28 protein-coding genes are annotated in these 24,442 nt (G+C 59.7%); 4 read left to right on the top strand and 24 right to left on the bottom strand.

Annotation, left to right across the window (positions count from 1 at the left end):
- Nucleotides 1-2: 2 nt before the first annotated feature.
- The 3 genes from FVE67_RS04610 to selA are packed head-to-tail and all read right to left on the bottom strand — an operon-like array spanning nucleotide 3 to nucleotide 3,614.
- On the bottom strand, nucleotides 3-764 hold the full coding sequence (locus tag FVE67_RS04610; protein ID WP_168719468.1) for an MBL fold metallo-hydrolase: 762 nt from the start codon (nucleotides 762-764) through the stop codon (nucleotides 3-5).
- The gene (locus tag FVE67_RS04605; protein WP_168719467.1) at nucleotides 755-2,227 is read right to left on the bottom strand and encodes a tetratricopeptide repeat protein; all 1,473 of its coding nucleotides are present in this window, start codon (nucleotides 2,225-2,227) and stop codon (nucleotides 755-757) included. Before FVE67_RS04605 ends, FVE67_RS04610 begins: the two co-directional genes overlap by 10 nt.
- The gene (gene selA / locus FVE67_RS04600; protein WP_168719466.1) at nucleotides 2,214-3,614 is read right to left on the bottom strand and encodes an L-seryl-tRNA(Sec) selenium transferase; all 1,401 of its coding nucleotides are present in this window, start codon (nucleotides 3,612-3,614) and stop codon (nucleotides 2,214-2,216) included. The genes FVE67_RS04605 and selA overlap by 14 nt, the downstream gene beginning before the upstream one ends.
- Here selA and FVE67_RS04595 point away from each other — a divergent pair.
- Complete coding sequence (locus FVE67_RS04595) at nucleotides 3,570-4,103, top strand: 23S rRNA (pseudouridine(1915)-N(3))-methyltransferase RlmH (RefSeq protein ID WP_210534661.1); 534 nt, start codon at nucleotides 3,570-3,572, stop codon at nucleotides 4,101-4,103. The two genes, selA and FVE67_RS04595, sit on opposite strands and share 45 nt — an antisense overlap.
- Here FVE67_RS04595 and cutA read toward each other — a convergent pair.
- Genes cutA through FVE67_RS04565 form a run of 6 tightly spaced genes read right to left on the bottom strand, consistent with a single transcriptional unit; the run spans nucleotide 4,079 to nucleotide 7,230 of the window.
- Nucleotides 4,079-4,402 (bottom strand): divalent-cation tolerance protein CutA, encoded by a 324-nt coding sequence (gene cutA, locus FVE67_RS04590; RefSeq protein ID WP_168719464.1) that lies wholly within the window; start codon nucleotides 4,400-4,402, stop codon nucleotides 4,079-4,081. The two genes, FVE67_RS04595 and cutA, sit on opposite strands and share 25 nt — an antisense overlap.
- Nucleotides 4,399-4,827 (bottom strand): hypothetical protein, encoded by a 429-nt coding sequence (locus tag FVE67_RS04585; protein WP_168719463.1) that lies wholly within the window; start codon nucleotides 4,825-4,827, stop codon nucleotides 4,399-4,401. Before FVE67_RS04585 ends, cutA begins: the two co-directional genes overlap by 4 nt.
- On the bottom strand, nucleotides 4,824-5,354 hold the full coding sequence (gene scpB / locus FVE67_RS04580; RefSeq protein WP_168719462.1) for an SMC-Scp complex subunit ScpB: 531 nt from the start codon (nucleotides 5,352-5,354) through the stop codon (nucleotides 4,824-4,826). The genes FVE67_RS04585 and scpB overlap by 4 nt, the downstream gene beginning before the upstream one ends.
- Complete coding sequence (locus FVE67_RS04575) at nucleotides 5,355-5,993, bottom strand: riboflavin synthase (RefSeq protein WP_168719461.1); 639 nt, start codon at nucleotides 5,991-5,993, stop codon at nucleotides 5,355-5,357.
- Between the two features lie 6 nt (nucleotides 5,994-5,999).
- A complete protein-coding gene (locus tag FVE67_RS04570; protein WP_168719460.1) occupies nucleotides 6,000-6,347 on the bottom strand; it encodes a CGGC domain-containing protein in 348 nt (115 codons plus the stop codon).
- A 34-nt stretch (nucleotides 6,348-6,381) separates the two neighbouring features.
- Nucleotides 6,382-7,230 carry a 50S ribosomal protein L11 methyltransferase gene (locus FVE67_RS04565; RefSeq protein WP_168719459.1) on the bottom strand — a complete coding sequence of 283 codons (849 nt, stop codon included), beginning with the start codon at nucleotides 7,228-7,230 and terminating at the stop codon, nucleotides 6,382-6,384.
- Nucleotides 7,231-7,282: 52 nt separating this feature from the next.
- Between FVE67_RS04565 and FVE67_RS04560 the strand changes: the two genes are divergently transcribed.
- The gene (locus FVE67_RS04560; RefSeq protein ID WP_168719458.1) at nucleotides 7,283-9,028 is read left to right on the top strand and encodes an FG-GAP-like repeat-containing protein; all 1,746 of its coding nucleotides are present in this window, start codon (nucleotides 7,283-7,285) and stop codon (nucleotides 9,026-9,028) included.
- Here the strand turns inward: FVE67_RS04560 and FVE67_RS04555 are convergent.
- The 15 genes from FVE67_RS04555 to FVE67_RS04485 form a co-directional block, all read right to left on the bottom strand.
- Nucleotides 9,018-9,809: an ATP-grasp domain-containing protein gene (locus FVE67_RS04555; protein WP_168719457.1), complete on the bottom strand. Its 792-nt coding sequence runs from the start codon at nucleotides 9,807-9,809 to the stop codon at nucleotides 9,018-9,020. The two genes, FVE67_RS04560 and FVE67_RS04555, sit on opposite strands and share 11 nt — an antisense overlap.
- Nucleotides 9,809-10,081 carry a hypothetical protein gene (locus FVE67_RS04550; RefSeq protein WP_210534660.1) on the bottom strand — a complete coding sequence of 91 codons (273 nt, stop codon included), beginning with the start codon at nucleotides 10,079-10,081 and terminating at the stop codon, nucleotides 9,809-9,811. Before FVE67_RS04550 ends, FVE67_RS04555 begins: the two co-directional genes overlap by 1 nt.
- An 11-nt stretch (nucleotides 10,082-10,092) precedes the next feature.
- Nucleotides 10,093-10,560, bottom strand: a complete 468-nt coding sequence (locus FVE67_RS04545) for a YbhB/YbcL family Raf kinase inhibitor-like protein (RefSeq protein WP_168719456.1) — start codon at nucleotides 10,558-10,560, stop codon at nucleotides 10,093-10,095.
- 136 nt (nucleotides 10,561-10,696) lie between these two features.
- Complete coding sequence (locus FVE67_RS04540; RefSeq protein WP_168719455.1) at nucleotides 10,697-11,125, bottom strand: F0F1 ATP synthase subunit epsilon; 429 nt, start codon at nucleotides 11,123-11,125, stop codon at nucleotides 10,697-10,699.
- A gap of 2 nt (nucleotides 11,126-11,127) precedes the next feature.
- Nucleotides 11,128-12,585: a F0F1 ATP synthase subunit beta gene (gene atpD, locus FVE67_RS04535; RefSeq protein WP_168719454.1), complete on the bottom strand. Its 1,458-nt coding sequence runs from the start codon at nucleotides 12,583-12,585 to the stop codon at nucleotides 11,128-11,130.
- 33 nt (nucleotides 12,586-12,618) lie between these two features.
- Nucleotides 12,619-13,497: an ATP synthase F1 subunit gamma gene (gene atpG, locus FVE67_RS04530; protein ID WP_168719453.1), complete on the bottom strand. Its 879-nt coding sequence runs from the start codon at nucleotides 13,495-13,497 to the stop codon at nucleotides 12,619-12,621.
- Between the two features lie 11 nt (nucleotides 13,498-13,508).
- A complete protein-coding gene (gene atpA, locus FVE67_RS04525; protein ID WP_168719452.1) occupies nucleotides 13,509-15,053 on the bottom strand; it encodes a F0F1 ATP synthase subunit alpha in 1,545 nt (514 codons plus the stop codon).
- Between the two features lies 1 nt (nucleotide 15,054).
- Nucleotides 15,055-15,606: an ATP synthase F1 subunit delta gene (gene atpH / locus FVE67_RS04520; protein ID WP_168719451.1), complete on the bottom strand. Its 552-nt coding sequence runs from the start codon at nucleotides 15,604-15,606 to the stop codon at nucleotides 15,055-15,057.
- Nucleotides 15,603-16,277, bottom strand: coding sequence for a F0F1 ATP synthase subunit B (atpF, locus tag FVE67_RS04515; protein ID WP_168719450.1), 675 nt, complete (start codon nucleotides 16,275-16,277; stop codon nucleotides 15,603-15,605). The genes atpH and atpF overlap by 4 nt, the downstream gene beginning before the upstream one ends.
- Nucleotides 16,274-16,699, bottom strand: coding sequence for a F0F1 ATP synthase subunit B family protein (locus tag FVE67_RS04510; protein ID WP_168719449.1), 426 nt, complete (start codon nucleotides 16,697-16,699; stop codon nucleotides 16,274-16,276). Before FVE67_RS04510 ends, atpF begins: the two co-directional genes overlap by 4 nt.
- 105 nt (nucleotides 16,700-16,804) lie before the next feature.
- A complete protein-coding gene (locus FVE67_RS04505; RefSeq protein ID WP_168719448.1) occupies nucleotides 16,805-17,866 on the bottom strand; it encodes an FtsW/RodA/SpoVE family cell cycle protein in 1,062 nt (353 codons plus the stop codon).
- Nucleotides 17,863-19,677 (bottom strand): penicillin-binding protein 2, encoded by a 1,815-nt coding sequence (gene mrdA, locus FVE67_RS04500; RefSeq protein WP_168719447.1) that lies wholly within the window; start codon nucleotides 19,675-19,677, stop codon nucleotides 17,863-17,865. Before mrdA ends, FVE67_RS04505 begins: the two co-directional genes overlap by 4 nt.
- Nucleotides 19,674-20,153, bottom strand: coding sequence for a hypothetical protein (locus FVE67_RS04495; protein ID WP_168719446.1), 480 nt, complete (start codon nucleotides 20,151-20,153; stop codon nucleotides 19,674-19,676). Before FVE67_RS04495 ends, mrdA begins: the two co-directional genes overlap by 4 nt.
- Complete coding sequence (gene mreC, locus FVE67_RS04490; RefSeq protein WP_210534659.1) at nucleotides 20,150-20,947, bottom strand: rod shape-determining protein MreC; 798 nt, start codon at nucleotides 20,945-20,947, stop codon at nucleotides 20,150-20,152. Before mreC ends, FVE67_RS04495 begins: the two co-directional genes overlap by 4 nt.
- A 45-nt stretch (nucleotides 20,948-20,992) precedes the next feature.
- A complete protein-coding gene (locus FVE67_RS04485; RefSeq protein ID WP_168719444.1) occupies nucleotides 20,993-22,024 on the bottom strand; it encodes a rod shape-determining protein in 1,032 nt (343 codons plus the stop codon).
- A gap of 78 nt (nucleotides 22,025-22,102) precedes the next feature.
- Between FVE67_RS04485 and amrB the strand changes: the two genes are divergently transcribed.
- Nucleotides 22,103-22,906: an AmmeMemoRadiSam system protein B gene (amrB, locus tag FVE67_RS04480; RefSeq protein ID WP_168719443.1), complete on the top strand. Its 804-nt coding sequence runs from the start codon at nucleotides 22,103-22,105 to the stop codon at nucleotides 22,904-22,906.
- 10 nt (nucleotides 22,907-22,916) lie between these two features.
- Nucleotides 22,917-24,320, top strand: coding sequence for a glutamate--tRNA ligase (gene gltX, locus FVE67_RS04475; RefSeq protein WP_168719442.1), 1,404 nt, complete (start codon nucleotides 22,917-22,919; stop codon nucleotides 24,318-24,320).
- Nucleotides 24,321-24,442: the final 122 nt, after the last annotated feature.

The raw sequence follows: 24,442 nt of genomic DNA, 5'->3' as shown, positions 1-24,442 counted from the left end.
ATCTAGATTTTAATCTTTTGGAGATCCTGGGCCAAGAGGATCTCTCCGGAGAAGAATTTGCGGGCCGGGCTCAGGAGATCGGCCTCCTCGCAGGGGGGATAAAAGTGGGAAAGGAGCAGGCGCTTCAGTCCGGCCTCCTCGGCCATGCGGGCGGCCACCGAGGGGGTGGAATGACCGGCCACCGGAAGCTCCTCCGGGAAGGCACATTCGGCGATCATCAGGTCCGCTCCCCGGGCCAGATCCACCACCTCCGGGCTGTATTCGGTGTCTCCGGTATAGACCAGGGCGCGGCCCTCGGCCGAAAGGCGCACCGCAAGACTTTCGGGATTGTGCCGGGCCGGAGCGGTCTCCCATTCCAGTCCCTCCAGGGCCAGCTTACTCCTTTTTCCGCGGGGTCTTTCCAGGATCTCCACCAGGCCCTCCGGGGGATCCAGCCAGTGGCCGTAGGCCCCGCGCAGGGCGGAAAGAAAGGCTCCAAAACCCTCGGCAGAGATAAGCCTCACCGGCCGGTTCCGGGTGAAGCCCAGGCGATAGCGCGTGGCAAAAAGATAGGGGGTGAGATCGGCCACATGGTCCGGGTGCCAGTGGGAGAGGAAGATAAAATCGATTTCGTTGATATCCACCCCGGCCTCGGTGAGCCTTCGCAGGATTCCCGGGCCGAAGTCCAGGAGGACGGTCTTGCCGGCGGCCCGTACCAGATAGCCTGCGGCGTTGCGTTCCCTGCGAGGCCAGCCGGTGCCAGAGCCCAGAACTATTAACTCCAAAGTCCTTTCACCTCCTCCAGGATCTCTCGGGCGGCCTTGCCTCCTCGGCGTACCGCCTCGCGGGCGAGCACCCGGGCGGCCTCCGCCTCGCCCTTTTCAAAATAGATCACCGCCAGTCGGGCCAGGACCGCCGCCGGGCAATCCCGATGATAGGAGAGCCCCTTGAGGACCTTGAGGGCCTCCTCCTTACGGCCCTCCTGATAGAGGAGTTCCCCGTAAAGGGCCTGAGTTTCGCGGTCTAGATGGGGAAGGGAGGAAAGGACGCCCAGGGCCTCCTTTCGCCGCCCCTCCCGGGCCAGGGCCCGGGCCAAGGTCCCGGCGAAAAGGGGGCGTCCCCTGGAAAGTTCCCAAGCCCTTCGGAGATGTTCCAGGGCCCGCGGGTCTCCTTCTTCTAAAAGGATCTCCCCATAATTGTGATGGATAAGGGGATCTTCCGGGCAAAGGCGCAGGGCTTCCTCTAAGGCCTCCCGGGCCTCGGCCCTCAGCCCCAGGGCCCGGTAAACTCCTCCCAGGCTGTTCAGGAGGTCTGCCGGCTGGCGAGTTCCGGAAAGGCCCTTTTCATAAGCCCAGCGGGCGGCTCCCAGGTCCTCCCATTCCAGATAGAGGTCTCCCAGCACATGATAGGTAAAGGGCTCGAAGCGCACCACGCCGCCTCCGGCTCGGCGGGCATGTTCGCAGGCCGCAAGGGCCAGGGCCAGAGGGGGGCCTTCAAAGTCCCCCTCGTAAATTCCGGCACAAAATCCCCGGCCGCCCGGAAGCCTTTCGGTGGTGAAGAAAAATTCCCCGGCGGCTATCCCGGAAAGGCCCTCCGGGGACTGCCTTACCCGCAAGACCGTAAGTGGGCCCCCCCGCCGGAGAAGGCGCTTGAGCGCCGGAAGGATTTCAAGTACTGGAGAGAGGGCCCTGGCCCCTTTCTCCCCGAGATAGGTAAGCCCCAGGGGAGAAAGGGCCTTGAGGGCCCAGGGAGCCCTTTTCAGGTCTTCTTCCTCGGCAAGCTCCAGGGCCCGGGCCCGGAAACTCCTCCCTTCCCTCCAGTGTTCCCGGAGAAAACGCTGGCGCAGGGAAAGGCTATCCGGAAGAAAGTAAAGCCCCCGGGTGAGGGCCAGCGTCCCCTCGGGAAGTTTGAGACCGCGGCCCCGCAGCAGAAGTCCGGAAAGCGGACCCTCTTTCAGGAGTTCACCCAAGAGACCCGGGCCGGGAAGGCCGTTCAGGCTCAGGGAAAGCACGGTGCGCTCTATCAAGGCCCGGGCCAGGGAGGTCAGCACCGGGAACCAGCGCCGCATCTCCGAAAGGGGCCTCCTTTCTTCTACCCGAAGGGTGGCCGGAATCCGATCGAAAAGGAGAAGGTTGCCCTCCTCCGGAAGGAGACGCAGGCAAAGATCCGGCCTCAGGGCCTGCAATTCCTCTTCCGCCCGGGCCAGATAATGGGGGAGGTAAATCTCCCAACCTCTAGGCTCCGGCACCTTCCACCACCCTCTTCAGGGCCTTGGCTACCAGGGGAAACTCTTCCTCAAAGATGGTGCGGACCTCAAGGAGGAAGCGGTCCTCCTCGATGCGGCCTACCACCGGAGGTTCTCCGGTGCGCAGTCTTTCGTGAAGTTCTTCCGGGGAAAGCCCTTCCACCTCTACGGCTACGGCAAAGGAAGGGAGATCGGCCAGGGGAAGGGCCCCACCTCCGGTGCGTCCTACGGTGGGGACTACGGAAAAGCGGGCCCTCTCCGGGAGGGCCTTTTGGAGAAGACGAGTCAGGCGTCGAGCGCGGCGTTTTACTTCTTCGGGAGTCATAAGGATCATCTTCAGGGTGGGAATACGTTCCACGGCTATTTTTTCGTCCAGATAAAGCCTCAGAGTGGCCTCAAGACCGGCCAGGGTGAGTTTGTCTATGCGCAGGGCCCGATTCAGGGGATTGGCCCGAATACGCTCTACCAGCTCCGCCCGGCCCACAATGATTCCGGCCTGGGGACCTCCCAAGAGCTTGTCTCCGGAGAAGGTCACCACGTCCACCCCGGAGGCCACCACCTCCTGTACCGTAGGTTCCCGCCGTAGCCCGTAACGGGCAAAGTCCACCAGACACCCGCTTCCCAAATCCTCCACCACAAAAAGGCCGTGCCGGCGGGCCAGACGCACCAGCTCTGCCCCGGAGACCTCCTTGGTAAAGCCCACGATGGCGAAGTTGCTCCGGTGGACCTTCATGAGAAGGGCCGTCTCTTCGCTTATGGCCTCCTCATAGTCCCGCAGATGGGTGCGATTGGTGGTCCCCACTTCGCGCAGGCGACAGCCGGCCCAGGCCATGACCTCCGGCATGCGGAAGGAGCCCCCGATTTCTACCAGCTCTCCCCGAGAAACCACCACCTCTTTGCCTCGGGCCAGGGTATTCAGGGTGATGAGGACCGCCGCGGCGTTATTGTTCACCACCAGGGCCTCCTCGGCTCCGGTGAGCTCCCGCAGGAGGTCCCGCACATGTTCGTAGCGGCTTCCCCGGCGCCCTTCAGAGAGGCGATACTCCAGATTGGAGTACCGCCGAGCCACGGAGAGGATTTCCTCCAGGGCCTCTTCGGCCAGAGGAGAGCGTCCCAGATTGGTATGGACCACCACTCCGGTAGCGTTAATCACCGGCCGGAGGTGGGGACGGGCCTCCTCCGAGAGGATTTCCTCGGCCCGAGAGAATACTTCTTCTGGAGAAAGTCCCCGAAGGTGCCCCTCCAGGATCTCCTGGCGCAGGATCTCGGTCGTGCGCCGGGCGGCCCGTAAATAGAAGACCTCCGGGAGACCGGGATGTTTCCGGGAAAGTTCCTCCCTCAGGCGATGTACCGCCGGGATCTGGGAAAGGAGCTTTTCTTTTTCCGCCATGCCGACTACCTTTATACCATGCGTTTCCCGGTCCGTCTCCTTCTCTTGGCTCCGGGTCCCCTGCACTTTCCCTTCATCAAAGAGGGGCTGGACTATTACACCCGCAGGCTAAAGGCCTATCTCCGATTTGAGACCCGCTTTCCCCGCCTGAAAAGCAAACGCCCGGCCGAAGAGGCCCGAAGGCTTCTGGCCCATCTCCCGAAGGGGGCTTATCTCCTGGCCCTGGACGAAAGGGGGCGCAGCCTGCGCACACCGGAGATGGCGGCCTGGCTGGAAGATCTCTTCTTTCGGCATCGGGAGATGGCCGTGGTCTGCGGCGGGCCGGAGGGCCTGCCCCCAGAGATCCTGGAGGCCGCCGAGGAGCGCCTCTCCCTCTCTCCCCTCACCCTCAATCATGAGCTGGCCCTCTTGGTCTTTGCGGAGGCCCTTTATCGAGCCCTCACCCTCCTTTCCGGCCACCCCTATCACCGGGAGGGAGTTTCCGCATAGATCCATTCCAGAAAGGGGGGATGTCCTCCGGCTACCGGGATCTCCAATATGCAGGGACAGCTGTAGGAGTGGAGACGCACGATTTCTTCCCGGGCGGCCTCGGCCAGTTCCTTTCGGGTCTTGACCAAAAGCACCGCCTCCCGGGAACTCTCGAGCTTTCCCTCCCACCAGTAAAAGGAGTGCATCTCCGGAAAGATATTCACGCAGGCCGCCAGTCGCCTTTCCACCAAGTGCCGGCCCAGCCTTTTGGCCTCTTCCGGGCCGGAAGCGGTAACATAAAGGAGCATCACCTCCCTCATAGGACCTCCCTCCGCAATTCTTCCAGGAATTGCAAGGCCTCCTCCCGAAGGGCTTCTCCGGGGGAAAGCCCTTCAATGAAGCCTTGAAGATACTCCAGGATTTCTTGGTGCCAGCCGTTTTCCCAAAGGCCCTCCCGCTGGGCGAAGCGCCGTAATCTTTCCCAGTTGATGCGGGCTCGGGGCAGCCCCCGATAATGGGGTTTTCCGATGTTTTCCGGGGTGAGATCCCGGCGAATGATGGCCAGATAACGCCGGCAGACGGCCTCCTTGAGATACCGCGTCTCTTTTCCGTTGAGCCGTAATCCCAGGCCCTCCGGGGGAGGGGAGGTCAGAAAGAACCAGGCGTTCCAGTAGGCCACTTCGGGAATTTCCCCTCCCTCGAGGAGGATCAGTTCGGCCTCTTCCCGAACTTCTTTCCGGATCACGCCCCCTCCGCCAACTTCCGGATTTCTTCCAGCGGCGGAAGATCCTCCAGACTCCTTAGACCGAAAACTTCCAGGAATTTGGCCGTGGTCCCGTAAAGAAGGGGACGGCCGGGCACGGCCTTGCGCCCTACGATGCGGATGAGCTTTTCCTCAAGGAGCACCTTGAGCGCTCCCGAGGAATCCACCCCCCGCAGACGTTCGATTTCGGCCCGGGTTACCGGTTGATGATAGGCTACCACGGCCAGGGTCTCCAGCGCCGCTCGGGAAAGTTTGCGGGGCCGGGGTTTGAGAAAGGCCCGCACCGGTTCGGCCACCTCCGGGGCGGTCTCCATCCGGAAGCCCCCGGCCACTTCCCGAATCCGCAGTCCCCGCCCCTGGTATTCTTGAGAGAGTTCCCTCAGGGCTTGCCGCAGCTCCTCCTCGGTCACCCCCGGAAATATCCCGCGCAACTCCTCCACTTTTACCGGTCTTCCCGCCACAAAGAGCAGGGCCTCAAGCGCGGCCTTAAGCCCGAGGCCTCCTTCCATTCAGAAAAATCCCTTCTCCCGCAGAAATTCCAGGCTGAGATCCCTCTGGCGGTAAGGGGAGAGAAACTTTTCCACGTATTTGGCGATGAGATCCGCCTCTAAGTTCACCCGATCTCCCGGGCGCCGCAGGCCCAGAGTGGTAAGACGGGCGGTATGGGGAATGATGGCCAGCTCAAAGGTCCGTCCGGAGACCCGGTTCACGGTAAGACTTACCCCGTCTACGGCCACCGAGCCCTTTTCCACCAGATAGCGGGCCACCTCCTCCGGGGCTTCAAGACGCAGAAAGAGGAATTCTCCGGTCTCCCGTCGCTCGAGTACCCGGCCCACTCCGTCCACATGCCCGGTCACCAAATGGCCCCCCAGACGATCCGAAAGACGCAGGGCCCGCTCCAGATTTACCGGGTCTCCTCGGTGCAGATCCCCCAGGGTGGTCCGGGAAAGGGTCTCCGGGGAGACCATGACCTCAAAGGCCCCGGAATGGATGCGGGTCACGGTGAGACAGGCCCCGTTTACGGCCACACTTTCCCCTAAGGAGAGTTCTTCCGCCGGGAAGGGAGGGGCGATGAGGAGAAGGGCCCCTTCTCCCTCCCGGCGGAGGTCTTCCACCCGGCCGAGGCCTTCCACCAGCCCGGTAAACACGGCCCTTTAGCCCAGATCGTGGGTCCCGATAACCACTTCGGCCCCGGTCTTCTCCTTGATCATCTGCACCAGCTGGTCCAGGTCGTGGTTTTTGCAGGCCGGCTGGGCCTTGGCCAGACAGTTGGTGAGATGGACCACCTCAAAGCCGGTCTTCTCCTTGGCCATGGCGATGTTGGCCACCAGGCTCCGCCCCGGACACTTGCAGCGCAGAAATCCCATGACCTTGACCTCATCGGGGTACTGGGCAAAAGGCCCCTTCTTTTCCGCGGCGGAGGAAAGGCACTTCCAGTCTCCCACGCAAGAATGGGAGGTCTCCGCATAGGAACCGCAGGCCACGATAAGGACCTTGGGCATACCCCACCTCCTTCGTTTAGTTTTTGAGAAAAAGCTACCCCTTTTCCCGGACCAGGGCAAGAAAACCCCATTCCTCCTTGCTCCGCACCCTCAGGGGGCTGAACCCCAGAGGACGATAGATTTCGAGCATCTCCGGGATCTCCTTTTCGAGAAACCCGGAAAGGAGAAGGCGTCCTTCGGGAAGAAGATGGCCGGAAAGTGCGGGAGCCAGACGCCGCAGCTCCAGGGCCGAGATATTGGCCAGTACCAGCTGGTATCTTCCGGGGTGTCTTTCCAGGGGCTCGGTGGAGAATTCAAGGTCCAGGGCGTTCAGGGTCGCGTTCCTTCGGGCCTCTTCTACGGCCACCGGATCCACGTCAAGGCCCACCACCTTCGGGGCCCCGAGTTTGGCCGCGGCCAGTGCCAGGATGCCGCTTCCGGTTCCCACATCGAGGACCGAGGTCCAGGGCCTTTCCTGGAAGAATTCCTCCAGGGTCTCGAGCACCAGGGCGGTGGAGGGGTGTTGCCCGGTACCGAAGGCCTGTCCGGGATCGATCACGATCTCTATCTCTTCGCCGCTGGCCCTCCCTCGGGCCCAGGGGGGCACGATCCAGAGTCTCCTTCCTACCCGCAGAGGCCGGAAATGCTCTCGAAAGCGCCGGCCCCAGTCTTCCACCGGGCACTCTTCGGTGCGGACCAGAGAGAGCCCCACCTTGCGGACCTGGGCCTCAAAGCGGGGAAGATCTTGGGGATCTTTTAAAAAGAAGGCCGCCCGCAAGGGGACCTCGGAGAGGACCCAGCACCCACCCCAATCCTCGGCCAGGAGGGAGAGCCCTTCCTCCAGGGCCTCCTCCGGCCCCTCCACCTCCGCCTTAAGCAGGATTTGAGTTTGGTCCTTCTTCATGGTAGAGATTAAGGTAGCTTATTTTGGCCTTTGGCGCCAGGAGAGGTGGAAGATGAAAAGAAGCCTGGGGCGAGGAATCTTTTTTTTAGCCGGATGGTTGGTCCTTCTTGCGGCCTTTCTTTATGCGGCCCTTCCTCCGGAGGTGTCTCGAGATCTTTCTCCGCTTTCGGCTCTGGTCATTGGCCTTGACGGGGACCGCGTTATCCTGGACCATGGACGGGCCCAGGGAGTGCGTTTGGGGGATCTTTTTACCGTCTATCGCCGGGGAAACCCGGTCATCCATCCCCAGACCAAGAAAGTCCTGGGTTATCTCAAAGAACCCGTGGCCTTGGCCGAAGTGGTCCAGGTGGAGGAAAACTTTGCCACCGCGCGCCTCCTAAGGCGTAAGGGCGATTTTCCCGTGCCCACGGCTGCCGTCCGTTACGGAGACCTCAAGATCCTGGTGCTGGGGCCGGCCCTCAAGGATTTTCTTTCGGACTTAGAGGGTGCCCTTCCCTCGGCCCATCTTCTTCCGCGGCCGGACCTTACCCTGGGGGCCCTTTCTCCTGCGGAATTGGCCCGGCAGGAGGTGGCCCTGGTCCTCTACCTGGCCCCGGGGGAGTTGCGCCTCTATGGTCCTTCCCTCAATCTCAAACGGGTCTATAGTCTTCCGCGCCTGGTCTCTCCTTCCCCGGCGGCTCAGGCCCCCGCTCCGGCTCCGAGTCCGGTTCCTACCCCAGCTCCGGCCCCTGCTCCCGGGCCGAGGCCGGCCCCCGCCCCGGCCCCTTCGCCAGCCAGGCCCCAAGGGCCCTATCCCTACACCACGCTCACCTATACCCAGCCCCAGGCCCCGGTCTTTCGCCGTCTGGGGCGTTTCCCTCAGGTGGTAGTGGATCTAGAGGTGGCCGATCTTGACGGAGACGGGACCCCGGAGGTGGTCTATCTCACCCCGCAGGCCCTTTTTGTGGCCCACTATCGTCAGACCTCGGCCCCCATAAGGTATAAGATTTCCGGCTTTGTAAAACCCCTGAACTTTTCCCTGGGCCCTCGGGGATGGGTGGCCCTCAATCTTTATGAGGAGGGGAAAGGTCTGCGGAGTGCCCTCCTACATTTCGACGGCCGCTCCCTTACGGCCCCTATTCGAGACCAAAATCTGATCCTGGCCTTTGCGGACTTTAACGGCGACGGCCAAAAGGAGGTCCTCCTGGGTCAGACGTACTCGGAAGAAAACTTTTTCGGCTCCCGGGTCTATATCCTCAAAAGGGAAGGTTCCCGTCTCCGGCGGGGCCAGGAACTCAAGGTTCCCGAAGGTTTTCGCCTGGTGGGAGGGACCTTTGCCGATCTCGATGGAGATGGATATCTGGAGACCCTCTTTATTGACCAGGGGCACAAGCTCGAAGTCTATAAGTACACCCGCAGGCTCTGGGTTTCCTCTACCAAGGTAGGCGGGAGCCTTTATGGCCTCCGCTTTCGCAAAACTCAGTTTTCTCCTCCGGAGATCATCCCTGCAGAGGTAGACTTCGTCACCCTAGATCTCAACCGTGACGGACGCCGGGAGGTCCTTCTCCTCTGGAACCACAGCGCTCACCATGACCTTCTTCCCGGAATCCCCGCCTTCACCGCCGGGGAGATCATGGTCCTTTCCTGGGGAGCGGCCGGTCTGGAGCTTCGGCCTTATTCCGGGAAATTCGAGGGTCCTCTTCAGGGCTTGAGCCTGGTAGGCCGGGAACTCTGGGTGGCTTTAGTCAAGGGAAATCCCTTCACCCAGGAGGGAGAGACCTACCTTCTGGCCTTACCCCTCAAGCCTCTTACTCGATGAGTTGGGCTTCGGGGTGATGGGAGAGCCAATCCTTTAAAAAGGCCTCTCTGAGGGCTGAAAGTTTTTTCTCGTAAGTTTTGCGGTCCACCCGGGCCCCTTTGAGGCCTCCGCGCAGATTGATTTCCGAAAGGTAGGGACCCCCGGTCTCCGTATAGATCAGGTCCAGGTGAGCGTAAGGGAAGCGGCCCCGGGCCAGGGCCCGAAGGCAAAAGTCCCTTTCGGCCTCTGAGAGTTCGTAGGGCCGGGCTTCGGCCCCGAAATAGAGATTATTACGGAAACCGTAAGGATTTTCCCGAAGGTAGGCCTCCTCGTAGTCTCCCAGAAGGATTACTCGAATGTCCCGCAACTTTCGGAAACGGGGCTGCAGCACGAAGGGATAGGCCAGAGGCCCGCCTCCGGCATGGTTGTAAACCTCCTCCACCCGGGACCAGAGGTGGATTCCCAGTCCGCAGTTGGCCCGGTCCTCCTTGGTGACCACCTCCTCTATCCCGAGCCTTTCGTAAAGGGCCACGGCCCGCAAGAGATCGTGACGGTCGTAAACCACCAGCGTATGCGGAGGCATGAATTCTTTAAGGACTGCGGCCTGGAGACACTTGGAGCGGGAGAGCGCCTGGGAAAGGAGCGAGGGAAAGGCTTCCACTCCGCGGGCGGCCAGGTCCAGGAAGAGCCCTTCTTCTCCCCGTTTGAGACTCAGGGGGACCAGAAGGAGATCCCCGGCCTCAAGATCCTGAAAGCGGGCCCTCAGGGCCCGGTTAGAAAGGATAACCCAGGGAGGGCGCATCAAAGCCGGTCGCGGAGGTGAGAAAGATCCGCTTGACACCGGCCGCAGAAAAACTTCACCGCCCCGGCCTCCATGCTCTCGTCCAAGGGGACGAAGGTGCCATCCTCGTTTTGAAGATAGTGGACCACCATGAGGGCATTTTCGGCTACCTCGTAGAACTCCTCCTGGTTGCCACAATAGGGACAGACGATCTTTTCCCGCACCAGTACCGTTACCGGCTTGCGGGCTACGATCCGGTGGCGGCGTTCACCGGGATTGGGAACCTTGGTCATCCTTTCCTCCTCTACCTCTCATAATAAGCCGTAAAGGAGGCCTTGGCCAGGATATGGTCCTTAAGATAACGCTCTATCTCCGCAAAGGAAGGTCTTTCCGGAAGCTCCACCCTTTCCACATCTAAAGCATAAAGGATGAAATGGTAAGGGTGGGGACCGGTCCCTTGAGGGGGCTGGGGACCACCCCAGCCAGAAAATCCGTAGGAATTTACCAGCTCCCTCGCCCCTGCGGGCAGGTCTTTCCCGGAGGCCCCCTCTGGAAGCTCCAGGGTCTCCGGGGGGAGATTGATCACCACCCAGTGAATCCAGTTGCGGGCCACGGGATGGGTGTCCACGCAGACCAGGACCAGGGAGCGGGCCTCTGCCGGGACTCCTTCCCACTTGAGGGGAGGGGAAAGGTTTTTCCCTCCGATAGTCCGCATGACATACTTTTTAGGGATGGTTCCTTCGGCCGGAATAGTAGGGGACCAGATCTTCATGGCCCAACCTCCTTTAGAAAGCCCCCCTATAAGGAGGAGCCCTAAAAGAAGGACTGCCCTTGGCATAACCTAATGATAAGACAAAAAAAGAGGGGCCACAAGAAGGCCCCTCCGAGAATCCCGATCGGGGTCAAGGTTAACGGGGATGGCCGGCCTTGGCCCTTTCGGCGAGCGCGATACGGGTGAGGGCCCTCTGGAGGGCGGCCCGGGCCCGGGCCTCGGCCACCCGGTCTCCCTTGGCCTGAGCTTCCTGGAGGCGCTTTTCCGCCCGTTCCTTGGCCCGCAGGGCCCGTTCCACATCGATCTCGTAGGCCCGCTCCGCCGCCTCCACCAGGAAGGTTACCTTCTTACCCGTGACCTCACAGAAGCCCCCGGAAACAGCTACCCATTCTTCGCGATCTCCCACCCGATAGTGGAGGGGCCCAATCTTGATCCCCGCCAGCATGGGGGCGTGTCCAGCCATCACTCCGAACTCTCCAGCCACCCCCGGAGCGGTCACAATGTCCACCTCTTCGCTTATCACCACCCGATCCGGGGTTACGATTTCCAGGAGTATCCGGGCCATCTTTAGCCTCCGGCTGCCATCTGCTTGGCCTTCTCTACGGCCTCCTCAATGCCCCCCACCATGTAGAAGGCCTGCTCCGGAAGATCGTCGTGCTTGCCCTCCAGGATCTCTTTGAAGCCCCGGATGGTATCCTCGAGCTTCACGTAACGGCCGGGCGTTCCGGTGAACTGTTCAGCCACATGGAAGGGCTGGGAGAGGAAGCGCTGGATCCGGCGCGCCCGGGCCACGATGACCTTGTCTTCCTCGGAAAGCTCGTCCATACCCAGGATGGCGATAATGTCCTGGAGGTCCTTGTAGCGCTGAAGGACCTGCTGTACCTGCCGGGCCACTTGATAGTGCTCCTCGCCCAGCACGTTGGGATCAAGGATTCGGGACTGAGAATCCAGGGGGTCCACCGCGGGATAGATCCCCAGCTCGGCGATCTGTCGGGAAAGCACCACCGTTCCATCCAGGTGGGCGAAGGTGGTCGCCGGAGCAGGGTCGGTGAGGTCGTCGGCCGGCACGTAAACGCACTGGACCGAAGTAATGGAGCCCTTGGTGGTAGAGGTGATGCGCTCCTGCAGGGCTCCCAGGTCGGTGGCCAGGGTGGGCTGATAACCCACGGCCGAGGGGATGCGGCCCAGAAGGGCCGAGACCTCGGAGCCGGCCTGCGTGAAGCGAAAGATATTGTCAATGAAAAGGAGCACGTCCTGGCCTTCCTCATCCCGGAAATACTCGGCCACGGTCACCCCGGTAAGGCCCACCCGGGCCCGGGCCCCCGGAGGCTCATTCATCTGTCCGTAAACCAGGGCCGCCTTGTCGATCACCCCGGAGTGTTTCATTTCCAGATAGAGGTCGTTGCCCTCACGGGTACGCTCCCCCACCCCGCAAAAGACGGAGATTCCTCCGTGCTCCATGGCGATGTTGTGGATCATCTCCATCATGACTACGGTCTTGCCCACTCCGGCTCCCCCAAAGGTCCCCATCTTACCGCCGCGGGGGAAGGGGATGAGGAGGTCGAAGACCTTAATTCCGGTCTCCAGCACGCGAATGTTCACGTCCTGTTCGGTGAGGGCCGGGGCCGGCCGGTGAATGGGATAGTAGGTATCCGAGACTAGGGGACCCGCCTCGTCCACCGGGTCGCCCACCACGTTCATGATCCGTCCCAGAGTGGGCTTGCCCACCGGAACCTTGATAGGCGCTCCGGTGGCCACCACCTCCTGGCCCCGATAGAGGCCGTCGGTGGTGTCCATGGCGATGGTCCGCACCACATTGTCTCCCAACTGCTGGGCCACTTCCAGCACCAGGTTCCAAGGCCGATCGTCGATGGCCGGGTTGGTCACCCGCAGGGCCTCCAGAATGGCCGGAAGATACCCTGGGGAAAATTCTACGTCCACCACCGGGCCCATCACCTGCACGATGCGGCCCACCGCCTTGACTTCGATCTTCTGGCCCCCGACCTCAATGACCTTTTCCGCCATATCTCTCACTCCTCCTTCCATTATTTCAAAAAATTAAGCCTTCTTGAGGGCCTCCGCTCCACCCACGATATCCATAAGTTCTTTGGTGATGGAGGCCTGCCTGGTCTTGTTAAAAAGAAGCGTCAGATCCCGGACCATGTCTCCGCAGGCCCGGGTGGCGTTGTCCATGGCCGTCATCCGGGACGCTTGTTCACTGACCGCGGTCTCTAGCATGGCCGCAAAGACCCTAGTGTTCACATACATGGGCAGTATCTGATCCAAAAGTTCCTCCGGCGAGGGCTCGTAAATAGGGGCCCCACGAAAGGCCTTTTCCTCCGCCTCCCCCTTTTCTACGCTGATGGGAAGGAGTTTTTCCCGCTTCGGAATCTGCCGGACCACATTTATAAAGTAACCGTAAAGGAGATAGGCCTCGTCGATCTCTCCGTCCAGAAAGGCCCGCATGGCCCGCCGGGCGATGGTCCGGGCATCCTGCATGAGGACCCGTCCCATCACATCCGTATAGGCCTCTAAGATCTCTGCCCGCTTTCGGAAATACTGGGCCCCTTTCTTTCCCACACAGATGAGCTTGACCTGGCGGCCCTCCCGGGCCTGCTCGGCCATGAATTTTTCCGCTTCCTTGATGAGGTTAGTGTTAAAGGCCCCGCAGAGGCCCCGGTCCGCGGTGACCAGAATGAGCCCCACATTCCGGACCTCCCGGGTCTCCATGAGGGGAAACTGCGAGGGGAGCACCGCCCCGCTGGCCACCAGCTCCCGAATTACCTCCCGATACTTCTCCCCGTAAGGGCGGAACTTCTCCAGACGGGTCTGGGCGCCGCGGAGCTTGGCCGCGGCCACCATGTTCATGGCCCGGGTAATCTGGCCGATCTTCTTGACGGCCTCTATCTTTCGCCGGATGTCTCTCAGGTTAGGCATCGCTTAACCCCTTACGGCACCGGTACGGGCTCAACATTGTAATTCTTTTTGAATTCCTCGTTGAATTCCTTGAAGGCCGCGTGCATCTTTTCCTCAAGCTCGGGACTGATCTCCTGCTTTTCCTTGATCTCCTTATAGATCTCGGGATAGCGGCTTTCGATGAATTGGTAAAGCTCCCGTTCGTAGTCTGCGAGCACTTCCAGGGGCATTTCGTCCAGATATCCGCGGGTGCCCGCAAAGAGGATACAGACCTGCTTTTCCACGGGAAGAGGCTGATACTGGGGCTGTTTCAGGATTTCCGTAAGCCGGGCCCCGCGGTGGAGTACCCGCTGAGTGGCCCGGTCAAGCTCGGAACCGAACTGGGCAAAGGCCGCAAGCTCTCGATACTGGGCCAGCTCCAGACGCAACCTACCGGCCACCTGCTTCATGGCCTTGATCTGGGCCGCTCCTCCCACCCGGGAGACCGAAAGCCCCACATTGATGGCCGGACGAATACCGGCAAAGAAGAGACCGGGCTCCAGATAAACCTGGCCGTCGGTAATAGAAATCACGTTGGTGGGAATGTAAGCCGAGACGTCTCCCTGCAAGGTCTCAATGATGGGAAGCGCCGTTAGGGAACCGCCCCCGTGCTCTTCGTTCAGCTTGGCCGCCCGCTCGAGCAACCGGGAATGGTTATAGAAGATGTCTCCGGGATAGGCCTCTCGGCCCGGAGGACGGCGCAGGAGGAGCGAGACCTCACGATAGGCGTTGGCCTGCTTGGAGAGGTCGTCGTAGATGATCAGGGCGTGCCGACCCGAATCCCGGAAATACTCGCCCATGGCGCATCCAGAGTAAGGGGCGATGTACTGCAGGGTGGCCGGATCCGAGGCGCAGGCTACCACTACCGTGGTGTACTTCATGGCCCCGTACTTGCGCAGGGTCTCTACGATCTGGGCCACCGTGGACTTCTTTTGCCCCACCGCCACATAGATGCAATAGACGTCCGTTTCTTTCTGGGCCAGAATGGCGTCGATACAGATGGCTGTCTTTCCGGTCTGCCGGTCCCCGATGATGAGCTCCCGCTGGCCGCGGCCAATCGGGGTCATGGCGTCGATGGCCTTGATTCCGGTATACATGGGCTCGTGCACCGGACGCCGGGCAATAATCCCCGGGGCCTTTACCTCGATGCGCCGGAATTCCTTGGCCTCGATGGGCCCCTTTCCGTCCAGCGGCCGCCCCAACGGATCCACCACCCGGCCGATTACCGCCTCACCCACCGGAACCTCCGCGATACGGCCCGTACGCTTGGCGATATCCCCTTCCTTGATCTTGGTGGCGTCTCCCATAATGGGGACACCCACATTATCGAACTCCAGGTTGAGGGCAATCCCCATTTCTCCGCCCGGGAACTCCACCAGCTCCATGGCCTGACAGTTGCGCAGACCATAGACCCGGGCCACCCCGTCACCTACGGAGATGACCACCCCCATTTCGTTGAGGTCGACCTTTTTTTCGTACTCCTCAATCCTCTTTTTGATCAGATCACTAATTTCTTCGGCTCTAATTCCCTGCTGCATATTAGGCCACCTCTCCTCTTATTATGGATTCCTTAAAGGCCTCAAGCTGGGTCCGGACGCTACCGTCCAGGACCAGATCTCCGATACGGACCACCAGCCCCCCGATAAGTTCGGGGTCTTCGGAAACCTGGAGCTTGACCTCTTTGCCCACCAGCTTCTTGAGTGTTTCGGAAAGTCGGCCCTTCTCCTCCTCCCCCAGAGAAAAGGCCGCCCGCACCTCCGCCCGTACGATGCCTAACTCTTCGTCTACCAGCTGATCGTAGGCCTCGATGATGGCCTGAATGTATTGGATGCGCTTTTTCTCTACCAGTAGCCTCAGAAAACGGGCCACCTCCTCGTCCAGGGAAAGCCCCTTGATCACTTCTTCCACGATCTCCATCTTGAGATCCGGGGGATAAATGGGGCTTTCCAGGGCCTCGAGCACCTCCGGGGAGGCGGCCAGAAAGGCCCCTACCCGTTTGAGCTCTTCTCCGAATTCCTGAAAACGACCCTGCTCCTTGCCTACCGCAAAAAGACCCCGGGCATACTTTTGGGCAATAATGGTCCTAATCAATGTAGCCTCTCCCCCTCAACCTTTTGGAGAAATTCCTCAAAAAGCCGCCGATGATCCTCGGCGGTGATGTTCTTCCGGATGAGTTCCTCGGCCATCCTTACGGCCATCTCCGCCACCTCTCGCTGTAATTCCTCTCGGGCCCGGGCCATCTCCTGCTGGATATAAAGCTCGGCCTGTTGTTTGAGACGTTCCGCATTGGCCTTGGCCTCTTCGATAATCCGCTGGGCCTCCTTCTCGCCCTGCTCCCGAAAAGCCGCCAGCAATCTTTCGGCCTCGGCCTCAAGACCCTTCAATTTTTCCTGAAGTTCCGCGTACCGGGCCTCGGCCTCCCGTTTTTTGGCCATAAGATCCTCGTACTCATTCACGATGGCCTCTTTGCGGGAACGGAAAAGATTGGCCACGGGCTCCTTTCCGAACTTGTAAAGAATGGCCAGAAGAATGAGAAAATTGACCGACCACCAGAGGAAATTTTTAAGTTGCTCCCGGGTCACCCCCGTCGCATGTTCTTCTTGGACCTGACCGGCCTCTCCGTGCCCTAGAGTTTCCCCGTGCACCGTTTCCGCATAGACCTTGGGCCCTCCCCAGAAGGCCTCTCCCAGACTTGTGGAGACTGCCAGCGCGGCCCAACTCAAGAAGGTCACCAGCAATAGAAGAAGCCCTGCCCTTCTCATAACGCTCTCCCCAAAATCTTTTCCGCCACGGCCCTGGAAAAGACCTCCACCTGGGCCTCCAGGGTCTTGCGCACCGCCTCCACCTGAGACCGCAACTCGGTCAAAACCTTATTTTTGTAAGCTTCGGCCTCGGCCATGGCCGTCTCCAGAATCTTCTTTTCCTCTTCCCGGGCTTGATGCTTCAAGGCCTCCCGTTCCGCAGCGGCCCGACTCCGGGCTTCCGCTAGTTCGGCCTCGTACCTCTTGAGGGCCTCCTCTGCCCGAGAAAAAAGGCTTTCGGTCTCCTGCCGCAGACCCTCAAAACGGCGACGCCTTTCCTCCAGGGTCTGCATCACCGGACGGATCAAAATAGCGTTAAAGATGAAGGTAAAGATCAAGGCTTCGACAATGGTAAGCCACAGGGTAATGTCAAAATTGAGCATCGCCTCGCCCGCCTCCCCAGCTTTTAAAAGGCCAATTGAGCTTTTAGCCCAATCTGGGATAGATGTCAAGAAAAGTTAGGTTCCAAAAAAAACCGAGAGTTCATTTTACATAAAAGAAAAGCGCCTTTTCAGGACTGAAGCGATTATTCCTAACAAAATCATGTTGGTAAGGTAGGCCGAACCTCCGTAGCTGAGAAAAGGGAGGGGGACGCTGGCCGTAGGCAAAAGCCGGATGACCCCTCCCAGGTTGATAAAAATCTGCCAGAAAAGGCAGGCCGTGGCCCCAAAGGCCAGGAAGCGTCCCAGATGATCCCGGGCCAGATAGGCGGCCCGAAGGCCCAGCCCCAAGAGAACTCCGTAAAGGGTAAGAAGGAGAGTGCTTCCCAAGAAGCCCCATTCTTCGGCCCAGACGGCAAAGGCCAGATCGGTATGTTTGGCCGGAAGGTAATGAAGTTTTGCCGAAAGGCCCTTTCCAAAGCCTTCTCCCTTGAGTCCTCCAGAGCCCACGGCAATTAGGGCCTGTTGGGTTTGATAGGACCAGCGCTTTTGGGTCTTGCCCGGTTTCAAGAAGGCCGTTATGCGGGCCCTTTGATAGGGCTTGAGATGGTGCCAGAGGACCGGTCCTACCAGAAAGCCTGTGAGGAGGGCCAGGAGGGAAAGTCCTAAAATCAGCCGTCGGGAAAGGCCGGCAAAACTCACGATGGTGAAACCTATGAGGACGATCATGAAGGCCTGGTCCAGGTCCGTAGAGGCGATCAAGAGGGCCGGCAAGAGGACCACTCCCATAGCCCCTAAGAAAAAAGGAAGAGAGAGCACTTCCCCTTCCAGACCGCTGAGAAAAAGCCCTAGGAGGACCACCAAAAGAGGCTTGGCAAATTCTGAGGGTTGCAGACTAAATCCTCCAAAGTAGAGCCATCTTCGGTGGGTCAAGGCCAGATAAGCCAGAAGCAGGGCATAGAGCAGATAGAGCCAGAAGACTTTTCCCAGGGCCCAGCGCCGATAGTCCCAGAAAATAAAGATTCCGTAGACCACCAGGCCTCCGAAAGAGAAAAGGAGGTACCTCCAAAAATAATGAGGCCCTCCGGCGCTCCATTGATTGAGAAGTCCCAGAATTACCAGAAGAAATACTACCAGATGAAAGGGCCAGTCCCTTAACCAGGCCTTCATGGCCTTTCTCCCTTGAAATAGAATCTCAGAAGTTTCCCGGCGATGGGGGCTGCGGCACGGCCTCCGTGGCCTCCGTGCTCCACGAAGACCCCTACCACTATTTCCGGCTTTTCTACCGGAGCAAAGGCTACAAACCAGGCATGATCTCGTTCTTCATAGGGAACTTCTTCGTCCTTCCGGTCTTTTTCGGTTTTTTTCCGGACCACCTGAGCTGTTCCGGTCTTTCCGGCCACGAGGATTCCGGGCACCCGGGCCGCGCGCCCGGTCCCTCTTTTTCCCTCGACCGCTTGAGTAAGCCCTTGAATCACCCAGCGGAGATTTTCGGGATGGACCGGAAGGCGACCCAGGGCTCGGGGGCCGCGCTGAAGGAGAGGACCTCCTTCGAGGCCGGAGGCCTCCTTCACCAGCCAAGGCTGCCAGAGGGTCCCTCCATTGGCCAGAGCGGCGTAAAACCGGGTAAGTTGTAAGAGATTTACCTCCAGGAAACCCTGTCCGATAGCCACATTCAAGGTTTCCCCCTTTTGCCAGCGTTCACCGAAGCGGACCCTTTTCCAGGCCCGATCCGGGACGATCCCCGGCTTCTCTCCGGGGAATCCCAGACCGGAAGCCTTTCCAAAACCGCACTTTCGGGCAAAATCCGCGAGGTAATCGATATCCAATCTCTCTCCCAGGACATAAAAGTAAGTGTCGCAGGATTCGGCTAGAGCCCGCACGATATCTACTTTGCCGTGTCCCCAGCGTCGCCAGCAGCGGAAGACGCGCCGGCCCAGACGATAGTATCCCGGGCAAAAGATGATCTCTTTGGGGTCCACCAGATGGGCCTCCAGGGCCGCAAGCAGGGTCACGGGCTTAAAGGTGGAGCCGGGATGGAAGCTCAACAGGGCCTTATTGAGCTGGGGATGCCGGGGGTCCTTCAGGATCTTCTCCCACTCTTGGGGACTCCACCCTTCCACAAAATGATTGGGATCCAGGGCCGGAGCGCTTACCAGGCTCAGGACCTCTCCGTCGGAGGGATCGAGGATGACCACCGCTCCGGATTTATCCTTCAGGAGGGCATAGGCCTGACGCTGGAAGGCGGCCTCCAGGGTGAGAAAAAGGTCGGCCCCGGGCTGGGGAGGGGTCTCGCTTACGATGTGGACCACCCGTCCAAAGGCGTCTCTTTCTACCTCCCTTTCTCCCTTGCGCCCGCGCAGGAGATTTTCATAGGCCTTCTCCAGGCCAGTACGCCCCACATAATCCGAGGGCCCGTATCCTAAGGGGCGCAGTCTCCGGATTTCCTCCTGGGTAATCGGAGCTACGTAACCCAGGACGTGGAAAAAGGCCTCCCCGAAGGGATAGTATCTTTCGGGGCGGGGTTCGACCCGTATGCCCGGAAGAAAATAACGTCGGGCCTCCAGACGGGCTACGGTGTCCCGACTCAGGCGCTTTTTTAAAAGGACTTCTCCATAGGCCTTCTTTTTCTTCCACAAAAACTCATTTTTGAGCTCCGAGAAATCCTCTCCCAAAAGGCGGGCCAGCCGTCGCAGGACCTCATCTTCTTTCCCTCGAAGATACTGGGGATCTACGTAAAGGTTAAAGGTAGGGCGATCCCCGGCCAGGAGCAGTCCCCGACGGTCAAAGATTCGTCCTCGGGGAGCCGGCAGAGGCCGACGGTCATAGGTGCGTTCCCGGGCCAGGCGCCAAAAATAAGGATGGCGTAAAATCTGAAGATAGAAAAGTTTGAGAAGGAGGACGAAAAGGACGAATCCGCAGAAATAGCCGAAGAGGATAAGGCGCTGTTGAAAGGCTTCGGTGCGCTTTGAGGGAATCATTTTCTTCTGGGCAAAAGAAATTCCTCTTTTCGGCCTTCATAGAGGAGAAAGATCAAAAAATACCAGAGGGCCAAAAAGAAACTAAATTTGAGGTAATGCAGTCCCCAGCGGGCCGGAAGTCCCTTTTCGAAGAGATAGGGAAAAAGACCTTCGCCCAGGAGACCCCAGAGGAAAATACTAAGACCAGAAAAGAGGAGAAAGGGATAGGGGCTTCGGAAATGGAAGTGTCTCCGGGAAAGGCTCTTGAGGTGTAAGAGAAAGATCAGGGTGAGGAAGACCGAAAGAAGACGGTCCCTTAACCAGCCGTATCCGGCCAGCAAAATAAGCCCGGTTAGGGCCTCCTGGGAGCGCTCTTCGGCCACCAGGAAAAAGTAAAGCCCTGCGGCCAGAAAGATTTCTCCGGGATAGACCCTCAAAAATTCTCGCAGAAAGATCTCCAAGGCCCAAATAAGGCCTAAAATTCCCAGGCGTTTCATGGAGAAAGTTCCTTTTTCCGCAAAGGTTTGATAAGAACCGCCACCCAGGAGAGCCGCCGCAGGTCCACCAGAGGTTCTACTTCGATGGTCTGGAAAAAGCCCTGGCGTCTTTGCGGAAGGATTCGCACAATCCGTCCCACCCGGATGTTCCGGGGGAAGAGGGCGTCCAGACCGGAGGTCACCAGGAGGTCTCCCACCCGAAAGTCTGTCCCGTAGGGTACATAGTCCAGAAGGAGGGGCTGGTCCATACCCCTTCCTTTAAGGAGCCCCCTCTCTTTAGATCGGAGGCTATAGACATCTACGGCGCTCTGGGGATGGGTAAGCGGAAGGACTCGAGCGTAATGGCGGGTGGTTTCCACTACCTGTCCCACCAAGACCCCGGGTTCGCCTTCGGCCACACTCACCACAGGCATCTCCGGCCGGAGGCCGTCTTTTCCCCCTTTATCAATAATGAGAAGCCCCTCAAAGGGGGAAAGGGGATGATAGATCACCCGGGCCAGCACCCGGGGATAGCGGCGGAAAAGGGCCTCCTTTTCTTCCTCCTTAAGGGCCTTGCATAGGTCCAGTTGGTCCTGGAGTTCCACCAGGCGACTCTTCAGGGCCTCGTTTTCCCGAAGGAGACGCTCGTTTTCCTGGCGCACCCGGGTCAGCCATATATAGCGCTCGAATTCCTTGCGGAGCCCCCCTCCGGCCACGGAAATTCCCTTAAGAAGAGGGGAAAACAGAGAGCTTCCCAGGCGAGAGGGGTGGATCTCCCATATCCAGGCTAGCACGAAAAGCAGGATCCCTCCCACGACTGCGCCGGCCAGGACTTTAAGGACTTTAACCGAAGGCACCGGTTAGGAGGAGAACATTATTTCCCGAAGGACTTCAATATTTTCCAGGGCCTTTCCGCAACCCAGAACTACCGAACAAAGGGGATCCTCGGCCACCATTACCGGAAGACTGGTCTCCTCCCGAATGAGACGATCCAGATTTTTGAGAAGGGCCCCGCCCCCGGTCAACACGATCCCCCGATCCACAATATCCGCAGCCAGCTCCGGAGGAGTTTGTTCCAGGGCCTCCTTGATGGCCTGAACAATGGTCTGGACCGGCTCCTCGATGGCCTCATAGACCTCCTGCGAAGACACGGTGATGGTGCGCGGAATCCCGCTTATTAAATCCCTGCCCTTGATCTCCAGGGTTTCATAAGGAGGCTCCGGCATAACGTTTCCGATGCGGATCTTGATCTGTTCGGCGGTGTGTTCCCCGATCAGGAGATTGTACTTGCGTTTGATGTATTGCATGATGGCCTCATCCATGCGGTCTCCGGCCACCCGCACCGAATTGCTATAGACCACTCCGGCCAGAGAAATCACCGCCACCTCCGTGGTGCCTCCCCCGATATCCACCACCATGTTGGCTGTGGGCTCGGTAATGGGGAGGCCCGCCCCTATGGCCGCGGCCATGGGCTCCTCTATAAGATAGACCTCCCGGGCTCCGGCGCTTTCGGCGCTCTCCCGCACCGCTCGTCTTTCCACCTGAGTGGTCCGCGAGGGGACACTGATGATGATCCGGGGGCGCACCAGGAAACGCCGATTGTGAATCTTCTGGATAAAATAGCGCAACATGGCCTCGGCCACTTCAAAGTCCGCAATCACTCCTTCCTTGAGGGGGCGAATGGCTTGAATATTGCCCGGGGTGCGGCCCAGCATGCGCTTGGCCTCTTCCCCTACCGCCAGAACCTTTTTGTATCTACCGTTTTCCTTGACGGCCACCACCGAGGGTTCCCGGAGGACGATCCCCTTGCCCTTGACATAGATCAGGGTGTTGGCCGTGCCCAGATCCACGGCCATATCCGTAGAAAACAAACCAAAAAGGGACTTGAACATAGCAAATTCACTTTAGCAGACCTGTTTCTTTCCGGCAATAACTTTACGGCTTTCCCAGAGGTTAGTATGTTAAAAGATATGCGACGGGAGCCAGCCGTAGCCGGGCAGTTTTATCCGGGGGATCCGGTCCATTTACGGGCCGAACTGGCCCGTTTAATTCGGGCCACGGGGCCCCAGGTGGAGGCCCTGGGGGTGGTGGCTCCTCATGCGGGCTACATGTACTCCGGGGCGGTGGCCGGGGAGGTTTATGGCCGTTTGGTTCCCCCGGAGGTGGCGGTCATTCTGGGGCCCAACCATACCGGTCTGGGGCAGCGGGCCGCGGTGCTCCCCGTGGGGGTCTTCCTTACCCCCCTGGGAGAGGTCCCCATCGAAAGTCCTCTAGCCGAAGACCTTCTTTCCCGGGTCCCTTTTCTCCGGGAAGATGCCCTGGCCCATCTTTATGAGCATTCCCTAGAGGTCCAAGTCCCCTTTCTTCAATACCTTAATCCGGAGGTAAGCCTGGTCCCCGTTTGCCTTTCGCGGCTCTCTCTGGAAGAAATCTTCGAGTTAGGGGAAGGCCTGGCCCAGGCGGTTGAGGCCTACCCCCGACGGGTGACCCTGGTGGCCAGCACAGATTTCAGTCACTACGTTCCGGACGAGGTGGCCCGCCGGAAGGATCGTTTAGCCCTAGAAAGGATCCTGGAACTCGACCCCGAGGGTCTGGTGGAGGTGGTCGCCCGGGAGAGGATCAGCATGTGCGGGGTCATCCCTACGGCGGTGATGTTGGTGGCGGTGCGCGCCCTGGGGGCCCAGAGGGCCGAACTGGTTCGCTATGCCACCTCTGGAGAGGTCTCCGGAGACTACGCTCAGGTGGTCGGCTACGCCGGAATCCTCATCTGGTAAGGAGAGGTCCATGAGTCAGGTCAAGACCCGCTTTCCTCCTAGCCCCACCGGCCATCTCCATCTGGGTGGGGCCCGCACGGCCCTTTTTAATTGGCTCTTTGCCCGTCACCATGGAGGCCTTTTTGTCTTGCGCTTCGAGGATACCGACCGGGAACGCTCCCGGCCGGAGTTCGTAGACTCCATTCGGGAGGCCCTGGAGTGGCTGGAGCTTTACTGGGACGAGGGGCCCTTCTTTCAGAGTCAGCGTTTGGAGATCTATCAGGAATACGCCCGCAGACTCTACGAGGAAGGCCGGGCCTATTATTGTGAGTGTTCTCCGGAGGAGCTGGAGCGCAAGCGCAAGGAGGCCCTAGCTGCGGGGCGCAAACCGGGCTACGACGGTACCTGCCGGGAAAAGGATCTCCCTCCAGGCCCGGGCCGCGTCCTGCGCCTTAAGGTCCCTCCTGTGGGCTCCACCGTGGTGGAGGACCTCATTCGGGGGCCGGTGGCCTTCGATCACCGGGAACTCGACGACTTCATCCTCATGCGCAGCGACGGCACCCCCACCTATCAATTCGCGGTGGTGGTGGACGACCTCACCATGGGGATCACCCACGTCATCCGGGGAGACGATCATCTCTCTAACACCCCAAAGCAGATCCTCCTCTACCGGGCCCTGGGGGCCGAGCCCCCTCAGTTTGCCCATGTTCCCATGATTCTAGGCCCTGACGGGCAGCGTCTTTCCAAGCGCCATGGAGCGCGTTCTATTCTGGAGTACCGGGAGGAGGGCTATCTCCCCCAGGCCCTGCGGAACTATATGGTGCGTCTGGGGTGGTCTTACGGGGATCAGGAGATCTTTACCCTGGAGGAGATGATCGAAAAGTTTGATCTTTCCCGGGTGAGCAAGTCTGCGGCTCGCTTCGACCCGGAAAAACTCTTGGCCTTAAATGCTCACTGGATGCGGGCCACCCCTCTTGAAGAACTCTCCGCCAGGGTCAAACCCTTTATCCAGCGTTTAGGGCTTCCTCTTCCCGAGGAGGAGTATCTCCGGGCGGCCCTGGCCACGGTCCAGCCCCGGGCCCGCACCCTCAAAGAGGCCGCAGAGATGCTGGCCTTCTATCTGGTAGAAGAGGTGGACTACGATCCAGAGGCCGCGCGCAAGTTCCTCACTCCGGAGGTGGCTCCGGTCTTTAAGCGTCTGCTTAAGGAATTGCGGGAGGTGGAATTTTCCGACGAGGCCTTGGAAAAGCTTTTTCGAGGTCTGGCCGAAGAGATGGGTCTTAAGCTCAAGAAGATCGCGCAGCCCGTGAGGGTGGCCCTTACCGGAAAGACGGTGAGCCCGGGACTTTTTGAGATCATGCGCATCCTGGGCCGGGAACGGGTTCTGCGGCGTCTTGAGCGGGCCCTGCAATATCTCCAAGGAGGACGCTCGTGAACGAAATTATCCTTTTGGGGATCTTGATTCTTTTCTGGGTGGTCCTCAATTCTATCGTTCTTCCCCGGCTCGGGGTCCCCACCTGAACCACAGCCCCTCAGTGCCCACTGGATAAGCGGGCC

Origin of the sequence: Thermosulfurimonas marina, from assembly GCF_012317585.1 — a bacterium.
In the GTDB taxonomy this organism is placed as follows: domain Bacteria; phylum Desulfobacterota; class Thermodesulfobacteria; order Thermodesulfobacteriales; family Thermodesulfobacteriaceae; genus Thermosulfurimonas_A; species Thermosulfurimonas_A marina.
This window is presented reverse-complemented; position numbering and strand designations above follow the sequence as displayed.

Coding starts and splice junctions, on each gene's coding strand:
- FVE67_RS04595 (WP_210534661.1), top strand. CDS start 3,570: ATGTACCGCCGGGATCTGGGAAAGGAGCTTTTCTTTTTCCGCCATGCC.
- selA (WP_168719466.1), bottom strand. CDS start 3,614: ATGGCGGAAAAAGAAAAGCTCCTTTCCCAGATCCCGGCGGTACATCGC.
- cutA (WP_168719464.1), bottom strand. CDS start 4,402: ATGAGGGAGGTGATGCTCCTTTATGTTACCGCTTCCGGCCCGGAAGAG.
- scpB (WP_168719462.1), bottom strand. CDS start 5,354: ATGGAAGGAGGCCTCGGGCTTAAGGCCGCGCTTGAGGCCCTGCTCTTT.
- FVE67_RS04570 (WP_168719460.1), bottom strand. CDS start 6,347: ATGCCCAAGGTCCTTATCGTGGCCTGCGGTTCCTATGCGGAGACCTCC.
- FVE67_RS04565 (WP_168719459.1), bottom strand. CDS start 7,230: ATGAAGAAGGACCAAACTCAAATCCTGCTTAAGGCGGAGGTGGAGGGG.
- FVE67_RS04560 (WP_168719458.1), top strand. CDS start 7,283: ATGAAAAGAAGCCTGGGGCGAGGAATCTTTTTTTTAGCCGGATGGTTG.
- FVE67_RS04555 (WP_168719457.1), bottom strand. CDS start 9,809: ATGCGCCCTCCCTGGGTTATCCTTTCTAACCGGGCCCTGAGGGCCCGC.
- FVE67_RS04550 (WP_210534660.1), bottom strand. CDS start 10,081: ATGACCAAGGTTCCCAATCCCGGTGAACGCCGCCACCGGATCGTAGCC.
- FVE67_RS04545 (WP_168719456.1), bottom strand. CDS start 10,560: ATGAAGATCTGGTCCCCTACTATTCCGGCCGAAGGAACCATCCCTAAA.
- FVE67_RS04540 (WP_168719455.1), bottom strand. CDS start 11,125: ATGGCCCGGATACTCCTGGAAATCGTAACCCCGGATCGGGTGGTGATA.
- atpD (WP_168719454.1), bottom strand. CDS start 12,585: ATGGCGGAAAAGGTCATTGAGGTCGGGGGCCAGAAGATCGAAGTCAAG.
- atpG (WP_168719453.1), bottom strand. CDS start 13,497: ATGCCTAACCTGAGAGACATCCGGCGAAAGATAGAGGCCGTCAAGAAG.
- atpA (WP_168719452.1), bottom strand. CDS start 15,053: ATGCAGCAGGGAATTAGAGCCGAAGAAATTAGTGATCTGATCAAAAAG.
- atpF (WP_168719450.1), bottom strand. CDS start 16,277: ATGAGAAGGGCAGGGCTTCTTCTATTGCTGGTGACCTTCTTGAGTTGG.
- FVE67_RS04510 (WP_168719449.1), bottom strand. CDS start 16,699: ATGCTCAATTTTGACATTACCCTGTGGCTTACCATTGTCGAAGCCTTG.
- FVE67_RS04505 (WP_168719448.1), bottom strand. CDS start 17,866: ATGAAGGCCTGGTTAAGGGACTGGCCCTTTCATCTGGTAGTATTTCTT.
- mrdA (WP_168719447.1), bottom strand. CDS start 19,677: ATGATTCCCTCAAAGCGCACCGAAGCCTTTCAACAGCGCCTTATCCTC.
- FVE67_RS04495 (WP_168719446.1), bottom strand. CDS start 20,153: ATGAAACGCCTGGGAATTTTAGGCCTTATTTGGGCCTTGGAGATCTTT.
- FVE67_RS04485 (WP_168719444.1), bottom strand. CDS start 22,024: ATGTTCAAGTCCCTTTTTGGTTTGTTTTCTACGGATATGGCCGTGGAT.
- amrB (WP_168719443.1), top strand. CDS start 22,103: ATGCGACGGGAGCCAGCCGTAGCCGGGCAGTTTTATCCGGGGGATCCG.
- gltX (WP_168719442.1), top strand. CDS start 22,917: ATGAGTCAGGTCAAGACCCGCTTTCCTCCTAGCCCCACCGGCCATCTC.